At 56.9% G+C, this 13,674-nt stretch carries 14 protein-coding genes and 3 tRNA genes; 5 read left to right on the forward strand and 12 right to left on the reverse strand.

Annotated features, from left to right (window positions below):
• Positions 1 to 71: 71 nt before the first annotated feature.
• From MHZ89_RS02920 to MHZ89_RS02940, 5 genes are all read right to left on the reverse strand, one after another.
• Positions 72 to 458, reverse strand: coding sequence for a hypothetical protein (locus MHZ89_RS02920; RefSeq protein WP_311781778.1), 387 nt, complete (start codon positions 456 to 458; stop codon positions 72 to 74).
• 230 nt (positions 459 to 688) lie between these two features.
• On the reverse strand, positions 689 to 2,062 hold the full coding sequence (locus tag MHZ89_RS02925) for an efflux transporter outer membrane subunit (RefSeq protein WP_311781779.1): 1,374 nt from the start codon (positions 2,060 to 2,062) through the stop codon (positions 689 to 691).
• Positions 2,062 to 3,156, reverse strand: a complete 1,095-nt coding sequence (locus MHZ89_RS02930) for an HlyD family secretion protein (RefSeq protein ID WP_311781780.1) — start codon at positions 3,154 to 3,156, stop codon at positions 2,062 to 2,064. Before MHZ89_RS02930 ends, MHZ89_RS02925 begins: the two co-directional genes overlap by 1 nt.
• The gene (locus MHZ89_RS02935) at positions 3,153 to 4,838 is read right to left on the reverse strand and encodes an MFS transporter (RefSeq protein ID WP_311781781.1); all 1,686 of its coding nucleotides are present in this window, start codon (positions 4,836 to 4,838) and stop codon (positions 3,153 to 3,155) included. The genes MHZ89_RS02930 and MHZ89_RS02935 overlap by 4 nt, the downstream gene beginning before the upstream one ends.
• Before the next feature lie 2 nt (positions 4,839 to 4,840).
• On the reverse strand, positions 4,841 to 5,272 hold the full coding sequence (locus tag MHZ89_RS02940) for a MarR family transcriptional regulator (protein ID WP_311781782.1): 432 nt from the start codon (positions 5,270 to 5,272) through the stop codon (positions 4,841 to 4,843).
• Between the two features lie 162 nt (positions 5,273 to 5,434).
• On the opposite strand from MHZ89_RS02940, the gene MHZ89_RS02945 reads away from it, so the two are divergent.
• The 4 genes from MHZ89_RS02945 (at position 5,435) to MHZ89_RS02960 (ending at position 9,011) form a co-directional block, all read left to right on the forward strand.
• Positions 5,435 to 6,277 carry an AraC family transcriptional regulator gene (locus MHZ89_RS02945; RefSeq protein WP_311781783.1) on the forward strand — a complete coding sequence of 281 codons (843 nt, stop codon included), beginning with the start codon at positions 5,435 to 5,437 and terminating at the stop codon, positions 6,275 to 6,277.
• A 41-nt stretch (positions 6,278 to 6,318) separates the two neighbouring features.
• Positions 6,319 to 6,726, forward strand: coding sequence for a DUF2000 domain-containing protein (locus tag MHZ89_RS02950; RefSeq protein WP_311781784.1), 408 nt, complete (start codon positions 6,319 to 6,321; stop codon positions 6,724 to 6,726).
• Positions 6,727 to 7,100: 374 nt separating this feature from the next.
• On the forward strand, positions 7,101 to 7,361 hold the full coding sequence (locus MHZ89_RS02955) for a biofilm/acid-resistance regulator YmgB/AriR (RefSeq protein WP_311781785.1): 261 nt from the start codon (positions 7,101 to 7,103) through the stop codon (positions 7,359 to 7,361).
• A 144-nt stretch (positions 7,362 to 7,505) separates the two neighbouring features.
• The gene (locus tag MHZ89_RS02960) at positions 7,506 to 9,011 is read left to right on the forward strand and encodes a SulP family inorganic anion transporter (RefSeq protein WP_311781786.1); all 1,506 of its coding nucleotides are present in this window, start codon (positions 7,506 to 7,508) and stop codon (positions 9,009 to 9,011) included.
• A 45-nt stretch (positions 9,012 to 9,056) separates the two neighbouring features.
• Here MHZ89_RS02960 and MHZ89_RS02965 read toward each other — a convergent pair whose 3' ends face one another.
• Positions 9,057 to 9,260, reverse strand: coding sequence for a DUF6404 family protein (locus MHZ89_RS02965; RefSeq protein ID WP_311781787.1), 204 nt, complete (start codon positions 9,258 to 9,260; stop codon positions 9,057 to 9,059).
• Positions 9,261 to 9,491: 231 nt separating this feature from the next.
• Here MHZ89_RS02965 and MHZ89_RS02970 point away from each other — a divergent pair, with 231 nt between their 5' ends.
• Positions 9,492 to 9,662 (forward strand): hypothetical protein, encoded by a 171-nt coding sequence (locus tag MHZ89_RS02970; protein WP_311781788.1) that lies wholly within the window; start codon positions 9,492 to 9,494, stop codon positions 9,660 to 9,662.
• A gap of 125 nt (positions 9,663 to 9,787) precedes the next feature.
• Here MHZ89_RS02970 and MHZ89_RS02975 read toward each other — a convergent pair.
• The 6 genes from MHZ89_RS02975 to uvrY form a co-directional block, all read right to left on the reverse strand.
• Positions 9,788 to 9,874: transfer RNA gene (locus MHZ89_RS02975), tRNA-Leu, on the reverse strand.
• Positions 9,875 to 9,885: 11 nt separating this feature from the next.
• Positions 9,886 to 9,959 (reverse strand) — tRNA-Cys (locus tag MHZ89_RS02980).
• A 40-nt stretch (positions 9,960 to 9,999) separates the two neighbouring features.
• Positions 10,000 to 10,075: transfer RNA gene (locus MHZ89_RS02985), tRNA-Gly, on the reverse strand.
• 152 nt (positions 10,076 to 10,227) lie between these two features.
• Complete coding sequence (gene pgsA / locus MHZ89_RS02990; RefSeq protein ID WP_311781789.1) at positions 10,228 to 10,776, reverse strand: CDP-diacylglycerol--glycerol-3-phosphate 3-phosphatidyltransferase; 549 nt, start codon at positions 10,774 to 10,776, stop codon at positions 10,228 to 10,230.
• Positions 10,777 to 10,844: 68 nt separating this feature from the next.
• Positions 10,845 to 12,677 (reverse strand): excinuclease ABC subunit UvrC, encoded by a 1,833-nt coding sequence (uvrC, locus tag MHZ89_RS02995; RefSeq protein ID WP_311781790.1) that lies wholly within the window; start codon positions 12,675 to 12,677, stop codon positions 10,845 to 10,847.
• The gene (gene uvrY / locus MHZ89_RS03000) at positions 12,670 to 13,329 is read right to left on the reverse strand and encodes a UvrY/SirA/GacA family response regulator transcription factor (protein ID WP_311781791.1); all 660 of its coding nucleotides are present in this window, start codon (positions 13,327 to 13,329) and stop codon (positions 12,670 to 12,672) included. Before uvrY ends, uvrC begins: the two co-directional genes overlap by 8 nt.
• Positions 13,330 to 13,674: the final 345 nt, after the last annotated feature.

Genomic DNA, 13,674 nt, shown 5'->3' on the forward strand with positions numbered 1-13,674 from the left:
ATCGGCAAACCACAATTTTTCTTTAGGAAAACGCCTGCCGTCGCCTGAGGATAGCGACGGCAGGCGCAATATTATTTCAGAGCCTGAGCGGCCAGACGCAGCTGAATATCCTGGTCAAGATTATTCACCCAGCGGTTATAATTGGCGTGAATTTTCCCGTCTTTCGCATTCAGGTTTTGACTGCTGACGTACTGGATAGAATAGCTTTGCGGCGTATAGGTCACGCGGATATTGGCAACAAACTCGCGCTGCGCATAGCGGCCATTAATTACCCCTGGCGCGACGGGCGTCATCACCCATTTGCGACCGAGTCCTGCCTCAATAATCGCAGTTTTCATCTGGTTATCAGAATAATGCTGCGTAAGTGACTGGTCGACGTTATGTACAGGCGCAGTGCGTGCGCAGCCCGTTAATAACGTTGCCGCAAGAGTCATTATGATAAGAGAATGCTTAGACATGTTTTTATTCCTTTATTACCTGTAGGCAGGCGGAAAGCTCCATACGCTTACTGAGCGCGGATCGAACCGATCCACACCTTTCTGCTTAGATCCAATCGAAACCGCGCTATGTTAACAGATAATGTAAAGACACGTAAGCAAAAGTATGCTTATGAACCAGCCGTTCATTAACAAAATGATTAAAATATTTACTGATAACGCAACAAAAGCGTCCAGTTTGTCTACATCGTTCAGTGCGCCTGCCAGCCGCCGCCCAGCGCGCGATAAAGCGCGATCTGCGCCAGCAGAAGATTATTCTTCACCGATACCAGATTAAGCTGCGTGTTGAACAGCGTGCGCTGCGCGTCCAGCTCGTCAAGATACGAGGCGTAACCGTTTTGATAGCGATTGCGGGCGATGCGCAGCGCCTCGGAAACATACTCCTCCTGCTTCTGCAGCTCCGCCAGCTGCGCCTGGCCCTGCAGAATCGCATCCATTGCGTCATTCACCTCGGAAAAGGCGTTGCGAACGACTTTTTCATAGCTGTAAAGCGCCTGATTGCGCGCCGCCATCGAAACATCGACCTGCGCCGTCAGCGCTTCGCGGTTCAGCAACGGCGCCAGCACGCTGCCGCCGATGCTCCAGAGACGAAACGGATTGTCGAGCAGCTGATGTAGCTCGTTGCTTTGCAGGGTGCCGCTCGCGGTAAGGTTGAGCGACGGCAGCAGCTTCGCTTTTGACGAGGCGAGCGTCGCGTCCGCCGCCAGCAACAGGCGCTGGGCCTGCACGATATCGGGCCGCCGGTTAAGCAGCTGCGACGGCAGCACCTGCGGCATCTGCTGCGGCATAATCTGGCTGAACTGCGGTCGGCGCGCAATCTCGCGCGGGTTCATGCCTACCAGAATGCTCAGCGCATTCTCCTGCTGCGCGATCTGATGCTTTAGCTGCGGCACCTGTGCTTTCGCAGCCTGAAACTCGGACGCCGTCTGCATCCATTCAAGGCGCGAGCTGTAGCCCGTTTCGAACTGGCGCTGCGCCAGCCGCAGCGAATTGCCGCGCGTCGCCAGCGTTGCTTCGGTGACGCGCAGCTGCTCGTCCAGCGCCACCAGGCTCATATAGCCCGACGCCACCGAGCTGGCGACGGTGAGTTCAGCCGCCGATGCCGCCGCGCGTTGCGCCTCCAGCGACGCTTCGCTGGCCGCAATGCTGCTGCTGCGCGCGCCCCAGAGATCGACATTGTAGCTGGCCTGCAGCAGCCCCTGATAGACAGCGTTCTCGTACGGCTGTCCGGTAACGGAAGACAATGCGCGCTGATGCGTCACCCCTGCGCCTGCGCTCAGCGTAGGGAAATTGTCGCCCTGCGCCGCGCGCAGCTGGGCGCGATACTGCTCGACGCGCGAACGTGCCGTAAGGATATCGAGGTTATTGCGCAGCGCCTGCGCCACCAGCCGGTTCAGGTTATCGTCACCGAAGGCGTGCCACCATTCCGCTTCCGGCGCGGCGGCGGGCCCGACCTGATTACGCCACTGCGGCGGGATCGGCAGCGATGACGGCGCTTTTTCCACCTCGGTGGCGCAACCGGCCAGCGTCAGCGCCGTCAGGCTGGCAAGTAACAGCCGCCGCATCACTCCACCGCCTTGCTGCGAGGTTGCGCAGCGGTATCAATACTCACCTCTACCGACATGCCGGGCCGCAGCTCGCGCATATCTTCAGATTCGATGGCGATACGTACCGGAATGCGCTGGGCAATTTTTACAAAGTTGCCCGTGGCGTTGTCTGGCGAGATGGCGCTGAATTCCGAACCCGCCGCCGGCGAAATAAATTCCACATGGCCGTTAAAGCGTTTGCCGTTGAGCGCGTCAACGCGGAAGGTGACCGGCAGGCCAGGACGAATAGCCGCCATCTGCGTCTCTTTCATGTTGGCGATAATCCATTTATGGTCCGGCACCACCGAGGTGAGACGCGTACCAGCCGTCACGTAGGCCCCTTTGCGCACCGAAAGCTGACCGAGCTGACCAGCATCCGGCGCGACGATGCGGGTATTCGCCAGGTCGATCTCCGCCAGTTCCAGCGCGGCCTGGGCGCTGGCGACATCGCCTTCAAGGGAGGCGCGATTAACGATAACGGTTTGCAGATTCTGCTGCGCTACCGCCACCTGCGCCTCCGCCTGGCGCACCTGCGCCTGCGCCTGCGCGTTGGCGGCGCGCGCCGCATCGCGCTCACGCACCGAAAGTGAGCCGTCGGCGGCCAGGCTTTCAACGCGTTTCAGGTCGAAGCCCCCTTTCAGCGCCTGCGCTCTGGCGTTCTCCAGCGCGGCTTTATTGCTGACAATGGTGGCTTCAGCGCTGCGGCGCTGCTGCTGGTTGTTGCGGAGCGCCGCCTGCTTCATTGCCAGCTGCGCCTGCGCCTGATGCACGCGCTGGCGGTAGATGCGATCGTCGATGGTCATCAGCAGCTGTCCTTTCTGCACCGGCTGGAGATCCACCACCTCGACCGAGGTCAGATAGCCGCTGACCTGTGGGCTGATAAAGGTCACCTGCCCACGCACATAGGCGTTTTCGGTACTCTGTACCGCACTGGTAAAGGGCCAGAGCTGCCAGGCGTAAAGAATAACCAGGACGCCAAGAATAACGATGCCGCTCCCTGCCGCAATGGAAAGAATACGTCGACGATTGGCACGCTCGCGCTCCGCCGCCTGAAGTTCATCCTGCTGACTCATTGTGACTCCATAGATTCTTGTGATGCGGCCGCCAGGCGCTGCTCCTTCAGGTTGAAGCGCGCCTGCCGCCAGTTAAGGTATCGCTGACGGGAGAGACGCCACAGCGCCCACATCAGCGTAATGAGCGCCAGCGCCGCCGTCAGTAAATAGGTATCGTTATAGGCCAGCACGTTCGCCTGCAGCGTCGCTACGCTTTGCAGCTGGCTGGTGCTTTGCGCGCTCTGCAAAACAGGATCGCCTACCTGGCTGTTGAACAGTGCGCCATACTGGCTGAGGCGCTCCGTAACGTTAGGATCGAGCAGCGACAGCTGATCGCCCAGCAGGCTGGAGTGATATTTCTCGCGCCAGACCTGAAAGGTGCCAAGGATAGCTGAGCCGATCAGCCCGCCCAGGTTCTGGCTCATGCCGAACAGCACCACAAAGCTCACCAGATTTTTCGGCTGCGTCACGACGCTGCCAATACCGATCAGCATAGCGGGCGCCATAAAGAAGGTGCTGCTGAAGCCGAGCAGGAACTGGCTGATATACATATTGTTGGCGCGCGTTATCGGGCTGGAGTGCGCATCCATCAGCGAGGCGACGATCATTACCGCCAGCGAGACCACGATGGGCCAGTTAAGATGCGTCGGCTTGATGGTCAGGGCGCTGGTGACGATACCGAGCGTCATGCCGCCGATAATCGCCAGCGACAGGCCGCGCATCTGATCGTTCAGCAGGCCCAGCTGCTGCAGGAAGCCTACCGCGCCGGTATTCTGCTCCGCCAGCACGATACGTATCATAATCATCACGATGCCAAGACGCACCATCATGCCGCTGCTTAGCCAGCGCGTATTAATCAGCGGGTTTTTCCGGTTGTGCTCGATAACGATCGCCGCGACGATCAGCACCAGCGCAATAGCCAGGCAGATGCCGAGCCAGGGCGTAGTAAACCACCATTCGATGCGCCCCAGCGACAGCACGCCGCAGAGCAGCGCCATACCGGGCGCCAGCAGCATAAAGGTGACAAAATCGAGCTTTTCGAACGCCTTAATACGGTCGCCCGGCGGCAGCTTCACTACCAGCACGCATCCCAGCGCGATCATCGCCAGACCCAGCTCAAACAGGTAAAGCCCGCGCCACTCCTGCAGTTGCAGCAGCTCGGTCGAAAACAGCCGCGCCATCGGAATAGCGAACTGCGAGACGGTCAGGCCGATCACCAGCGCCTTAAGCCGGTGTTTCGCCGGCCACGCCTGTATCTGGTAATAGATCCCCAGCGAACTGAGCGCCGCGCCCGCCATGCCATGCGCGGCACGCACGATAATCGCCGAGCTGAGATCGTTGGCAAAAAGGTGGAAAAAAGCCACCAGCACATAGGGTACCAGGAAGGCTTCAGTGAAAACGCGCAGGCCAAACTGCTGGCGAAACTTCACCAGCAGCAGGTTGATGGAGATATTGCCCATCACGTAAACGGCGGGCAGCCAGGCGATTTCACTGGAGTAAGCGCCAAAAGTGCCCTGAAGATTGGTGAGGTTCGCCGTGACCAGCGCGTTGCTGAGCGCGCCGGTAAGCGAAATCAGTAAGCCTATCAGGCCAAAAGCGATCCTTTTCGGCGGCGAATGGATCGGGGTCGAAGGCGAACCCGGCAGCATGGGTTTCTCATGCGGCAACCATTCTCGCGGCGCGTAGGGATTGCGTCTGGCCACTGTTACATATTTCCCATACGCGTCAGCAGCTGTTGCAGCACCCGCTCCGTCGTCGCCAGCTCCTGAGGATCGATATCACTGAGCAATTCGGCACGCAGCGCGTCTGCCTCATTTTTTACCAGGGCAAAAGCCTGATTGCCCTTCTCCGTCAGCACCAGATGCCGTTTGCGGCGATCTTCCGGCGGCTGTACGCGCGACAGCAACTCCTGCTTCACCAGCCGATCGATCAGTGGCACCATGCTGGCATCCTCCAGGCCGAGCAGCTGCGCAAGCTCCGTCTGGGTATAGGGCCGCGTTTCGCTGGCAATAAGGCCAATCGCCATCCAGCTGCTCATGCTCAGGCCGCTGTGTTTAAGATGGCGATCCACGGCAAGTCGCCAGGCGTGCGCGGCTTGATAAAGCAAATGGGTAAAGGTGTTATAGTGGCGAGTCAAAGCGTAGCGACCTAATGGTTAGACTTCTAACTAAATGAGTGCGTTATTATACGCAGAGCAAATTGCTAATGAAAATAGCACATGTCGTTAAAAAATGACGCGTCTGTTGTCAGGCTTTTAAGACCCTGAAAATATCCAGACGGAGTAAAAGCGGAGTCAGCTATGCCCGATCGTAACAGCAACTGGATAGATCTGCGTCGCGATCCCTCGCGCGGCATTGAGACGATCCGCGCGCATTTTACCGGGCACGCCTACGATCCCCACTGGCACGACAGCTATCTGATTGGCGTGACAGAGCAAGGCGTGCAGCAGTTTCACTCGCGCCGTAAACAGCATCAGAGTCGTCCCGGCACAGTGTTTATGCTGGAGCCGGAGGAGTTGCACGATGGCGACGCGGTGGATGCGCAGGGCTTTACCTATCGCATGCTCTATCTGTCGCCGCAGCAGCTCTCTCAGCAGCTGGCGCCGCTCGGCACCGACCAGGGCGGCGAGCTACACTTCGCCGCCACGCTGCGCGATGACAAGGCGCTCGCTTACGCCGTCTGGCACTGTTTTGACGCGCTGTGGCACGATCATCCCGAACTGATCAAAGAGGCGACGCTGGACCGCTTATTTATGCAGTTGAGCCAGCATCCGTTATGGCGCAGCGAAACGCGTCCGGCGGACCGCGATCGCCAGCTGGCGCAGCAGGCACGCGACTGGCTGATTGCCCATCATGCGCTGAATCCGGGCCTACAGGCGATGGCCGATGCGCTACAGGTGGATCGCTTCCGCCTTTCGCGCCTGTTCCAGGCGCAGTGGGGATTGCCGCCGCACGCCTGGCTGGTGCAGTGGCGCTTATCCCAGGCCCGTCACCAGCTGGCGGCAGGCCGCGCCGCCGCCGACGTCGCCGCGGACCTGGGCTTCGCCGACCAGAGCCATCTGGGTCGCTGGTTTAAACGCGCCTGCCATCTCACTCCGGCACGCTATCAGCAGGCGTGCACAAATCTTCCAGACGCAGGATGAACGCCTGGTCACAATGCGCTTTTTCTGTCTGGAGAAGTGCTATGCAAGACCCTCGTTGCGTCATGATTTTGCAAAACGACCTCGCCCCGGGAAAAGCCGCTAACGCCGCTGCGGTGATCGCCCTCACGCTCGGCCAGCGTCATCCTGCGCTGGTCGGTGACCCGCTACAGGATGCGGACGCCAGCAGCTATCCCGGCCTGATCCCGCTCGGCATCCCTGTGCTGGCAGCCAGCCATGCGGAGATGGATGAGCTGCGCGCCCGCTGCGCGGAGATGGCGTGCGATCTGGTGCTCTTTCCTGAACAAGGCCAAACCACCACGGATTACGCGGCCTTTAGCGCGGCAATGCGTGAAATACCAGCGAAAGAGTGGCGGCTGCTCGGCCTGGCGCTGGTTGGCGAGAAACAATCGGTCCGAAAACTTACATCAAAGTTAAAACTTTTTAGCTAAAACCGGGTGGGAAAAAGAGCAGACTTTTTCCCGTTTACCGTTACAACCATTGCGTTGTACAAACATTTTGTACAGCTTTCCCTCATATCATATCTTTATATCTTTTTGATAAATAATGCATAGCACGAATTGTTCAAGTTTTTCCTTGTGCGTGTACACCTTCATTGTATAACTTTACCCCCCATGAATCGGATAACGATTCCGTAACGAATGATGCGTTTGCGTCGCCTCTGAAGGTGTCAGTGGATTTCCACCTTCAGAGGTCCTTTTTTGATGACACAGGGCCCTTTACATCTGTCCATGTAAGGGGGATTTTCATCGTAAATTGATCGGGTACCCGACCTGATCGTTGGGACTGTTTTTAGGACTGACACATGCAAAACGCTGTTCCCCAAACCGATAAAGAGATTGGTGATTACTTCAACGCAGCAGCCAGTAAAGCGGCCAGCGAGATGGAAATATTAGGCTTAGTGGTGGCTGAGATTTTACAGGCCGGCAAACCTGTCACTAATAAAGCGATCATCTCGAAACTGATCCATCGGCTGGAGCTGGAGTCAGATGTGGTGTCGCTCGACGTCTATCGCCAACTCCTTGAGCTGGTTGTGCATAAGACACCTGACGATCTGTCGGTGTAATGCTGATTCCATGGATGGAGTCATTCCGTTAGTTTTGTGATCGCTGGCAAATTTCCCTCTCAGACAGTACTCTCTCCTGCTTAATTTCTTCTGCGTTCTTCGCTTTCGCCGCGAGAACGGATTATTAAAAAGAGCCTGCAATCTATGAGCCAACCCAATGACGTTGCCGCGCCTCAAGCCGTGGACAACGACCTGACCGTGGGCCGCGTTTTGCGTTCCCCTGCCCTGCTCACCCGTGAGTGTCTTGCTGGCGTGATCACCGCGCTGGCGCTTATTCCTGAAGTGATCTCCTTTTCGGTTATTGCCGGTGTCGATCCGAAGGTCAGTCTGGTGGCGTCTGTGGTGCTGTGCCTGACGCTTTCGGTGCTGGGCGGACGCCCGGCGATGGTCACCGCCGCAGCCGGTTCGGTGGCGCTGGTGATTGGCCCGATGGTGCACGCGTACGGCGTGGCCTATATTCTGCCCGCCGTGGTGCTTGGCGGCCTGATCCAGATCCTGTTCGGGATCGCCGGCCTGGCGCGCATGATGCGCTATATTCCGCGCTCGGTCATGCTTGGCTTCGTCAACGCGCTGGGCGTCCTGATTTTCTTTGCGCAGGTGCCGCACGTCTGGGGACAAAATTCGCTGGTGTGGCTGCTGTTTGCCATCACGCTGGGGATTGTACTGCTGCTGCCGCGTGTGCTGAAAAGCGTGCCCTCTCCACTCATCGCTATCGTTGTCGTGACCGCCGTCGCGCTGCTGCTCGGCTGGCGCGTACCCAACGTAGGCGATGAAGGCCCTATGAGCGCAGGTTTGCCCGGTCTGAATGCGTTGCAGGTGCCTCTTAATGTGCAGACGCTGCAAATTGTCTGGCCGACTGCGCTCAGCATCGCCTTTGTCGGCCTGATGGAGTCGCTGCTCACTGCCAAACTGGTGGACGATCTGACCGATACGCCCTCCAGCAAGCGCCGTGAGTCATGGGGTTTAGGAGTGGCCAACATTTTCGCCGCGTTCTATGGCGGTATCGCCGGTTGCGCGATGATCGGCCAGACTATCGTAAACGTCGAGCTGGGCAAGGCGCGCACGCGCGTCTCAACCGTCGTTGCCGGTCTGGTGCTGCTGCTGCTGGTAACCGGTCTGAGCGCGCTGATGGCGCAGATCCCGATGGTGGTGCTGGCAGGAATTATGATGGTGGTCGCCGTGAAGACCGTGAACTGGCACAGCCTTCAGCCTGCCACCCTCAAACGTATGCCTTGGTCAGAGACGCTGATAATGGCGCTAACGATTATAGTAACGGTGTGGACGGGCAACCTGGCGCTGGGCGTGCTGACGGGCGTTATTGTCGCCATCGTGCTGTTCGCGCGTCGTATTGCTCACGTTATTCATGCCGAGCGCGAAGTCAGCCCCGACGGCAAATCGGTGTGCTATCGCGTGCGCGGCCCGCTTTTCTTCGCCAGCAGCAACGATCTGTTTGAACATTTCGACTACGGACATGACCCGAAACAGGTCACTATCGATCTGACCCATGCGCAAATATGGGATGCGTCATCGGTCGCCGCTCTTGACGGCATTGAATATCGCTATCAGCGCCACGGCGCACAGGTAACGATTGTCGGTCTGGATACGCGCAGCAGCGATTTTCATCGCCGCCTGACCGGTAAGTTTGAGTAAGTAGCGGGAAAATAAGTAAACGATGCGGCGAATGCCGCATCGCTGTTAAAGCGGTTTAGCCTGACGACGAGCCTTATAGCGCGCGACCATCATCGTCATAGCCTGATAGATAACGCCTGCGTAGAGGCTTTTTACGATCGCCATCCCCGCCTCCATTCCCTCTTTTTGCCAGAAGCAGAACCACATAAACAGACCCCACAGCAGGGAAAACAGTAGACAGCCTTTAATAAACTTCACGACGCCCTGCATCTCGCATCCTTCTGTATCATCGCGACCCGTGTCGCGTTATTGAGGCGTGAAAGTATCGCATACCACACTGATTTGCACTCCGGGCAGCATCAGATGAGAGGCGGGTCAAAATTTTCCAGCCTGATGAGATTTAAGACTTTACGACTGGTGCGTTGGCGACAGCCTGCTACGCTTTAATTTCATTGCGTTTTTATACTTTCTTTTTCAATACCGGAGAATGAGGTGGCAACGATGAACAACGTGAAAAAAGGGATCTGCGTTACGCTGGCGGTGCTGGCGCTGGCGGGCTGTATGCACCGTAGCGATGCGATTAAATCGGATGGCCGTCCTCATGCGCCAAGCGGCCAGTCGTCGCCGGGCGGCACGCTGGGCTCAGGCCCTGTGGGACAGCCGCAGTCTTAACGATAAAACCCGGTTAACGCCGGGTTTTTTGTCTTACAGACAGGCACAAAAAAACCGCCCTGAAGGCGGTCACGACATTGCTTACTACTGCTTTATTTTAATTCGGAATTTTTAATCGGTAGAGATGGTGCCCGGGGCGGGACTTGAACCCGCACAGCCATACAGCCGAGGGATTTTAAATCCCTTGTGTCTACCGATTTCACCACCCGGGCAGGGTGTAAAGTGGAGGCGCGTCCCGGAGTCGAACCGAGGTGGACGGATTTGCAATCCGCTGCATGGCCACTCTGCCAACGCGCCTTTATCCGCTGTGCCGCCAGGTTATCCTGACCTGCAAAACTGGAGCGGGAAACGAGACTCGAACTCGCGACCCCGACCTTGGCAAGGTCGTGCTCTACCAACTGAGCTATTCCCGCATTGTTCAGCAATTTAACGGAACTTGCTGATTTTCTTTATCTTCTGGCAGCCTCGCTGCCGTTCGATGCGATGCATTCTACTGACCTGACGCACTGAGTCAACAGAATTATCCTCACAGTGCGTCCGTTTGCTGCTTTTTAAGTCGCTTCGATCAGCTATCGAGCAGATCGCCGCGCGCGGCGCTTAAATACTGAAACATTGACCAGAAAGTTAACACGGCGGCGATGTAAAGCGCCACCACGCCGACGGCGATAACCGTGGTATCGGGACGCCACAGCAGCGCGACCAGCGACAGCATCTGCGCCGTGGTTTTCACCTTGCCGATCCAGGAGACGGCGACGCTGCTTCGCTTGCCGATTTCCGCCATCCATTCGCGCAGCGCGGAAATAATGATTTCACGCGCGATCATGGTCGCAGCCGGTAAGGTAATCCACCAGGAGTGAAAATATTCCGCCACCAGAACTAGCGCAATCGCCACCATCACTTTATCGGCTACCGGATCGAGAAAGGCGCCGAAGCGCGTGGTTTGCTTCCAGCGGCGCGCAAGAAATCCGTCAAACCAGTCGGTCACGGCGGCAATAACAAAGATCAGCGCGGTGGCGAAAGGCGCCCAGTGAAAAGGCAGATAGAAAGCCAGCACGAAGAAAGGGATCAGGACGACTCGAAACAGGGTGAGACACGTCGGAATGTTAAGTTGCATATGCCGGTAACTGTCTGGAATGGGTAGAATTTCCCCTATGTTCCTACATTGCCTCACCTGTTTCAATGCTAGTGTTTTAGCGAATGATATATTTTTTCCGCCAGCGCGAATGAAATACCGGGCACATTGGCGATCTCTTCAACCGTGGCGTTCATCAACGGTTGCAGGCCCCCCATATACTTAAGCAGCTGCTGGCGACGTTTCGGGCCGATGCCTTCGATGCTCTCCAGCGCGCTGGTATTCTTCACTTTCGCCCGTTTTTTTCGGTGGCCCGAAATTGCATGATTGTGAGCGTCATCACGAATATGCTGGATCACATGCAGCGCCGGAGAGTCCGGCGGCAGAGAAACGCCCTCGCCTTCCGCCTCGAAGAACAGCGTTTCCAGTCCCGCTTTACGATCGCTGCCTTTCGCCACGCCCAGTAAAATCGGCCGGGACTTATCCCACTCCACCTCCAGCTCGGCAAAAACCTGCTTCGCCTGCGAAAGCTGTCCCTTGCCGCCGTCAATCAGAATGACATCTGGAATTTTATCCTCTTCCAGCGCCTTGCCGTAGCGGCGGCGCAGAACCTGATTCATCGCCGCGTAATCATCGCCAGGGGTAATGCCTTCGATGTTATAGCGGCGGTAGTCGCTGCGCAGCGGGCCGTTGGCGTCGAACACCACGCAGGATGCGATAGTCTGCTCCCCCATGGTGTGGCTGATATCGAAACACTCCATGCGGTTGATTTTGTCCAGCTCGAGAAACTGCGCCAGCGCCGCCAGCCGCTGCTGGATAGTAGAGTGCTGCGACAGCCGCGTGGTCAGCGCCGTCGCCGCATTGGTGCGCGCCAGCTTGAGGTAACGCGCGCGATCGCCGCGCGGTTTGCTCTGGATCGTTACGCGGCGTCCCGCCAGCTCGCTCAGCGAGGCGGAGAGCAGCTCGCGTTCCGGCAGGTTGAAGTCCAGCAGGATGTCGCCAGGCAGAGTGCGCGCTTCGCTGCCTTGCAGGTAAAACTGGCCGACAAAGGTCTGCACCACTTCCGCCAGCTCGGTATCCGCCGGTACTTTCGGGAAGTAACTGCGGCTGCCCAGCACCTTGCCCTGACGAATAAAGAGTACGTGCAGACAGGCCATGCCCGCGTCGTAGGCTACGCCCATTACATCAAGATCGTCGCCCTGATTAGAGACAAACTGCTTCTCGGTGATACGGCGTACCGCCTGAATCTGATCGCGCAGACGCGCCGCCTCTTCAAACCGCAGCCCGATGCTCGCCTCTTCCATGCGTTTTACCAGCATGTTCAGCACCTGGTCATCTTTGCCGGACAGAAACAGCCGCACATATTCCGTCTGCTGCGCATACTCCTCTTCGCTCACCAGACCGGCGACACACGGCCCGAGGCAGCGTCCAATCTGATACTGCAAACAGGGTCTGGAGCGGTTGCGGTAAACGCTGTTTTCACACTGGCGAATCGGAAACACTTTCTGCATCAGCGCCAGGGTTTCGCGTACGGCGTAGCCGTTAGGGAACGGCCCGAAATATTCGCCCTTCGCGTGCTTCGCGCCGCGGTGATAGGCCAGACGCGGATGGGTATCGCCGCTGAGAAAGATAAACGGATAAGATTTATCATCACGCATCAGCACGTTATAGCGCGGCTGATAGAGCTTGATGTAGTTATGCTCCAGCAGCAATGCTTCCGTTTCGGTATGCGTGACGGTGACGTCTATATGATGGATGTTGCTGACCAGCACCTCAGTCTTTCGGCTGCCGACATGGCTGCGAAAGTAGCTGCTGAGGCGTTTTTTGAGATCTTTGGCTTTTCCTACATAGATCACGGTGTCCGAGGCATCGTACATGCGATACACGCCCGGCTGACTGGTCACCGTGCTGAGAAAGGCTTTGGCGTTGAAAACTTCACTCACTACTGATTAACGGCTCCGCATTGAACAGGCCATGTCGAATGGCCAGATGCGTTAACTCTACGTCACCGCTGATGTTCAGCTTGCTAAACATGCGATAACGGTAGCTGTTAACGGTTTTAGGACTGAGATTGAGCTGCTCGGAAATTTCCGTCACCTTTTGCCCTTTGGTGATCATCAGCATAATCTGCAATTCCCTTTCCGACAAACAGCTGAAGGGAGATTCCGCTTTTTGCGGCTCTATCTGGCTCAGCGCCATCTGCTGCGCGATATCCGAGGCGATATAGCGCTGGCCGGCGTGTACGGAGCGAATGGCGCTCACGACTTCCTGCGGCGCGGCGCCTTTGCTCAGATAGCCCGCCGCGCCTGCCTGCATCACTCTGGCGGGCAGCGGATTTTCGGTGTGAACCGTCAGCATAATAATTTTGATATCGGGGTTGTAGCGGACGATTTTGCGCGTCGCTTCCAGCCCACCGATGCCCGGCATATTCATATCCATCAGGATCACGTCGACCTGGTTAGCCCGGCACCACTTTACCGCGTCCTCGCCGCAACAGACCTCTCCCGCAATCGTAAGACCTTTCATATCTTCCAGTATGCGTCTAATACCGGCGCGTACCAGTTCATGGTCATCAACAAGAAGAACACTGATCAACGGGGAGCACTCCGCTAGCTAAAGTGAGGAATAAATCTGATATTGAATGCGCGCATGATACCTGTTTTTCGTAGTAAAGAACATCAACCGGCCGAATGTTTGACCGTATTCCCTGATTTACATCAACGCTTTCCAGCCAGCGCAAAAATATGGCGACCGGATGAAATATGATCATTTCTCTTTTTTATTTATATAGTAATTTCAATTACTTAAATTAAAAGCATGTAAAATTTAAAATGCGTTTAAATGCGACGAGGCCACTCTGTGAAAATAATTCAACTCCTGCTTTAAATAATATCCTGTAGCGCAAGCAACAGCCGTTACGCTTCGCTTTCGCAGCCAAAT

It is taken from the genome of Pantoea sp. ACRSB (assembly GCF_022346905.1).
Taxonomy (GTDB): domain Bacteria; phylum Pseudomonadota; class Gammaproteobacteria; order Enterobacterales; family Enterobacteriaceae; genus Pantoea; species Pantoea piersonii.

Bases quoted from the DNA above. Each gene is read 5' to 3' on its own strand.
- MHZ89_RS02920 (WP_311781778.1), bottom strand. From the start codon at position 458: ATGTCTAAGCATTCTCTTATCATAATGACTCTTGCGGCAACGTTATTA.
- MHZ89_RS02925 (WP_311781779.1), bottom strand. From the start codon at position 2,062: ATGCGGCGGCTGTTACTTGCCAGCCTGACGGCGCTGACGCTGGCCGGT.
- MHZ89_RS02930 (WP_311781780.1), bottom strand. From the start codon at position 3,156: ATGAGTCAGCAGGATGAACTTCAGGCGGCGGAGCGCGAGCGTGCCAAT.
- MHZ89_RS02945 (WP_311781783.1), top strand. From the start codon at position 5,435: ATGCCCGATCGTAACAGCAACTGGATAGATCTGCGTCGCGATCCCTCG.
- MHZ89_RS02950 (WP_311781784.1), top strand. From the start codon at position 6,319: ATGCAAGACCCTCGTTGCGTCATGATTTTGCAAAACGACCTCGCCCCG.
- MHZ89_RS02955 (WP_311781785.1), top strand. From the start codon at position 7,101: ATGCAAAACGCTGTTCCCCAAACCGATAAAGAGATTGGTGATTACTTC.
- MHZ89_RS02960 (WP_311781786.1), top strand. From the start codon at position 7,506: ATGAGCCAACCCAATGACGTTGCCGCGCCTCAAGCCGTGGACAACGAC.
- MHZ89_RS02965 (WP_311781787.1), bottom strand. From the start codon at position 9,260: ATGCAGGGCGTCGTGAAGTTTATTAAAGGCTGTCTACTGTTTTCCCTG.
- MHZ89_RS02970 (WP_311781788.1), top strand. From the start codon at position 9,492: ATGAACAACGTGAAAAAAGGGATCTGCGTTACGCTGGCGGTGCTGGCG.
- pgsA (WP_311781789.1), bottom strand. From the start codon at position 10,776: ATGCAACTTAACATTCCGACGTGTCTCACCCTGTTTCGAGTCGTCCTG.